Here is a 4,291-nt window from a genome sequence, read left to right on the forward strand (position 1 = left end):
ATGCAAGAGTTGTCTGCACATGCCGCCCGAATTTATTTCTATACTCCTCAAGAGCCGCATCTGCAGCGGGTGTTCCCATTGAATCAACAATATTCAGGCGTGCCAGAGGGCCAACCCGATAAAAACGTCCATCCTTCAGACGGGAAAATTTGAGGTATGACCAGTCTTCGGAGTATTCTTCGATCTGGTTTGTATACTCCTGCCCGGAGAACGATGCAATTGGTGAGCCATCGGTGTCAATGACTTTCGTCATGCCACCGCAGACTGAATATCTCCCATTTTCCGTAGCACCCATGAATGCCGTATCTACAGCTCCGAAAGAGAGATCAGTTTTATCCAGAATATCGCGTGCAAGACTCCAGCATTCTTTAGCTATCAGGCAGGCATCTTCTGCCATCTCAAGCAGTTCCGTTCTCTGGGTTTCCGTAATCGGATGTGACATCCCGCCCGGAATTGCAGATGACGGGTGAATTGGTTTTCCCCCGATGGCCTCTGTAAGCCGCTGACCAAATTTCCGGACTTTAATTGCATTTTTTGCGATTTCCGGTTCTTTTTTTACCAGGCTAAGGATATTTCTCTCTTCGGGAGGTACATCATGACCGATGAGAAAGTCCGGAGCTGCCAGCATAAAAAAGTGCAGGGAATGTGAGTGCACATACTGTCCATGCATCAGCAGTTCACGAAGATTTTTTGCGGTATCCGGAATCTGAGCACCAAATATCTGATCACATGCCATTGCTGACGCGATGTGATGAGAAGTCGGACAGATTCCGCATATCCGTGGTGTAATTCGCGGAGCTTCTTCAACCGCAGCACCAATCATGAACTTTTCAAATCCCCGAAGCTCAACAACATTGAAATGTGCACTTTCAACCCCCCCATTGTCATTGAGATCAATGCGCACTTCTGCATGGCCTTCAATACGGGTGACCGGACTGATGTTAATCCGTGTCATCTGTTCCCCTCCTGGGATATGACTTCACGGATTTTCATATCTCTTTATCCTCCATTACCTCGCTTCCCATGGTAAAGGCATACATGGTATGTCCAACATCGTAGAGCTCTTTTTCAATCTTCTTTTCAGGAATATCCGTCAGATCAGCAATTCTCCTGACCATCAGATTATATATGTCCCTGCATGGCTCTCTGAGAATATCGAGAGATGGTCCATTGCAGCCGTGGCAGGCAACATTATTTTTTGGGCATGATGCATTACATCCACAGAATGTTACCGGCCCGAGACAGAGATATCCCTGACTCAGAAGGCAGGTTTCCCTGTCAGGGATTCCTACATGGCGACGTTTCAGTGACCAGTTTTTTACTTCCACCATTTTGCGGTCGCATTCTGAGCAGACTGATTTCCTGGAAAGACTGATCTTTTCTCCCTTAATCAGCGGAAGGAGAATCTCTTTTAGCCGTGCCTCTTTCGGAGGACATCCGGGAATATAATAATCAATTTTTACCATATCTCCAACGGCAAAGACGCGGTAAAGGAATTCCGGCACATCATGAGGGATTATGTTATCCTCTTTGACGGTATCAACGGCAGTATAAACTGTTTTAAAGAGTTCTTCTCTGCTGCTCATCATGGAAAGCCCTGATATCCCGCCATAGCATGCACAGGTACCAAGCGCTACAAGAACACGGGTATTTTTCCGTATTTTTTTAAGACGCTCCTGATTCTCTTCGTTTCGCACTGCTCCTGTGACAAATGCAATGTCAATATCTTCAGGAGGTTCCTTCACATCCATTATTACCGGGGAATACACAATGTCTGCGGCTTCAACCAAGTCCAGAATTGCTTCATGGAGGTCAAGGACGGCAATGGTACAGCCGGAACATCCAGCCAGTTCTTCTATTGCAATCTTCATCTGTTTTCTCCATTATTTCAGGATCAGTTTTTTGAGGCAGGCATTTGGTCCGGTGTGAATTATTTCCAGTTTGCCTCGTTTTCCGGTGATCTCTTCAACAGCACCGACGACATATCCACACAGTGTCTGGCAGAAAGGCCCTCCCTGATCTTCTCCGATTCGCCTCAGTGTCTGGCGGACAATGCAGTCATGAAAGACCAGGTAGATGAATGTCCCGCTTTCATCCTCTACAATGTAGTCATCCCTGTCTCCGGGTTTCCATGGTTCAAAGGAGTATTGTCCATGCAGAATGTATGATAGTTCACGGAGTGCATCTTCCACATCGTCCTTTTTCTCGAAATACTTCGCAACTTCATGTCCAAATTTTTTTCCCGCACGGTATGTAACAGCATTTGCCCCCCTCCCTGCGATCTCTTCCAGAGATTTGATTATGTAGCCATTCATCTGCATGAGACCGTGGAGTGTGACCTCTAATTCTGCAGCAGGAGGGTCACACCTGAGTGGCACGTCTTCTGCTTTAAAGACAAGATCAGTTTTGAACTGTTTTTTTGCTTCATCAATGTAACTTGCAGGCATTATTAGATCACCTTTCGAAGCATGTTGCAAACTTTCATGCTGATGTACATTCTTCTGGATGGCACAACACCTTTGTGCTCAAGAGCCTGAGCCGGGCAGATCTCATGGCACGACAGGCACCCCATGCAATTTTCCGGATGGGCCGGATAACTAACACCATTTTGTAACTGAAATACTTCCATCGGGCAGTCTTTGACGCAAAGGCCACAACCGACGCAGGCATCTTCGTCAACCTTGATTTCTATCATGTATTTGACCCTTCACATGCAGAGAAGAATTAAGGACTTCTCGTCACTGGTTTAACAGCAATAATTAAGTGGTGTGATTAATCACTAAAAGTCCTTCCGATGGATGATCGGAGGTCCATTTCATTGTAAAATAAGTAATTTGCGTTATTTTCAGGGAATTTTTATATACCTCCCTTAAATTAACGGTAGTCTACGATCCTGAATTAATCATTAATTATGGATTAAAATTTCACGATTTTTTCAATTAGACAAGAATCCGGAGGCGATGGTTCCCTCAGGGCCACAGATTATACATTTAAAAATAGCATCACTAAAAAAAGAAGAGGTTAGCGAGGTACCATGTGCCAGACTGTTTCCTCACTGCCAATGTCGAGTTTCATGTATGCCTTTGCGGGATCAAAGTCATCCGGTACCTGGAAGACAAGCACCCCTTCAAATGTTCCCTTTCGCTCCAGCTTCACCTTATAATATGGGTATCCGGCCGGGTCAATATAGGTTGTCGGGTCCAGTGTCCGGCCGATGTAGGGGGAGGGAGTGAGGCTTTTGTATTCCTCTCCGTTGTATATGATGGTGAAATCCTTCTGGTCAGGAGTGGTTATGATCATGTCACGGGATGACCCGCCGCCGCGGAATCCAAGATGGTGGATTTCTATGACAGGGAAGACATACCTGTATCCATATCCTGCGACATTCTTCTCTTTGTTGCCATCCTGTTTCAGGGTGTACGTTCTTGAATAGCTAAGTGAACCAAATTTAACCGAAATATCATTTTTCTTCCTGCTGTCCTGGTACACGTAGTTTTCATACATATAGATAGCATTGGGGAAGAGTTTGCCATTGGGCAGTTCAAAGACTGCTGTTTCAATGGTCTGCATATCAAGCGCTTCGAGTGCATTGTTATTGTTCGAAAAACCCTTCCGGACATAGGTATTACCACTTTTAATTGGATCAATTTCGGTAACTGTTGCACCATACCAGAAACAGGAGCCCGCATACTGATAATTTTTCACGCCCTCCAGGAAATTGTCTGCCACACCAGCATACTGCGGTGCAATCGGGAGACTTGTTATCTCATCTTCGATCTCTGCTGCCCGGTTCATCATCTGTTTTGAGGCATCTGCCATGCCCGGAAAATCAGAATCGGTAGAATGACCGGAGATTGTCTGGATGTGATTCTGCATCTCGGTGCTGTATCTGCCGAGAAGATCTTTAAGATCGTTTTTGGATATGTAGAGGTTATATTTGTTAGTTATACCCCCGGATGATACAGCATCCGAGGAGAGGCTGTCTATTCCCGGGATTGCCGGAAGGGCGGTGTCAATATTTTCATACGGCACAATGCCTGCGGATGAATCAACGGTCACTGCAGACCATGCAGACAGCGGAAGATATTCGTCTTCTGTCCAGTCGCTGTCGAATCTCTCTGCCTCATCAGCAGTAAGGGTGACCTGAAACCGGGGGGATTTTTTCCCTGCGAACATATAGGATATGGTTACATATCCGGTATCCGACACTGCTGTGCTGTCATACATTTCATAGGCAATGGCAGAGGCATCGCTCAGGTGGCCCCAGTTTGTATCTTCCAGAACACCTGGT

At 45.9% G+C, this 4,291-nt stretch carries 5 protein-coding genes; all 5 read right to left on the reverse strand.

The genetic code is table 11. The annotated features are described in order from the left end of the window. Positions 1 to 955 (reverse strand): Ni/Fe hydrogenase subunit alpha (locus tag MKMG_RS10840; protein ID WP_165077923.1); only part of this gene is annotated, 955 nt, incomplete at its 3' end. A 34-nt stretch (positions 956 to 989) separates the two neighbouring features. After that, positions 990 to 1,871: a F420-nonreducing hydrogenase gene (locus MKMG_RS10845; RefSeq protein WP_165077925.1), complete on the reverse strand. Its 882-nt coding sequence runs from the start codon at positions 1,869 to 1,871 to the stop codon at positions 990 to 992. Between the two features lie 12 nt (positions 1,872 to 1,883). Further along, on the reverse strand, positions 1,884 to 2,447 hold the full coding sequence (locus MKMG_RS10850) for a hydrocarbon binding protein (contains V4R domain) (RefSeq protein ID WP_165077926.1): 564 nt from the start codon (positions 2,445 to 2,447) through the stop codon (positions 1,884 to 1,886). A 2-nt stretch (positions 2,448 to 2,449) separates the two neighbouring features. Beyond that, positions 2,450 to 2,695 (reverse strand): ferredoxin family protein, encoded by a 246-nt coding sequence (locus tag MKMG_RS10855; RefSeq protein WP_165077927.1) that lies wholly within the window; start codon positions 2,693 to 2,695, stop codon positions 2,450 to 2,452. Between the two features lie 326 nt (positions 2,696 to 3,021). After that, on the reverse strand, positions 3,022 to 4,291 hold a 1,270-nt coding region (locus MKMG_RS10860), incomplete at its 5' end, for a hypothetical protein (protein ID WP_165077928.1).

Source organism: Methanogenium sp. MK-MG, from assembly GCF_009914725.1.
GTDB lineage: Archaea > Halobacteriota > Methanomicrobia > Methanomicrobiales > Methanomicrobiaceae > Methanogenium.

Excerpts from the sequence above, each read along its gene's own strand:
- MKMG_RS10845 (WP_165077925.1), bottom strand. The coding sequence starts at position 1,871 with ATGAAGATTGCAATAGAAGAACTGGCTGGATGTTCCGGCTGTACCATT.
- MKMG_RS10850 (WP_165077926.1), bottom strand. The coding sequence starts at position 2,447 with ATGCCTGCAAGTTACATTGATGAAGCAAAAAAACAGTTCAAAACTGAT.
- MKMG_RS10855 (WP_165077927.1), bottom strand. The coding sequence starts at position 2,695 with ATGATAGAAATCAAGGTTGACGAAGATGCCTGCGTCGGTTGTGGCCTT.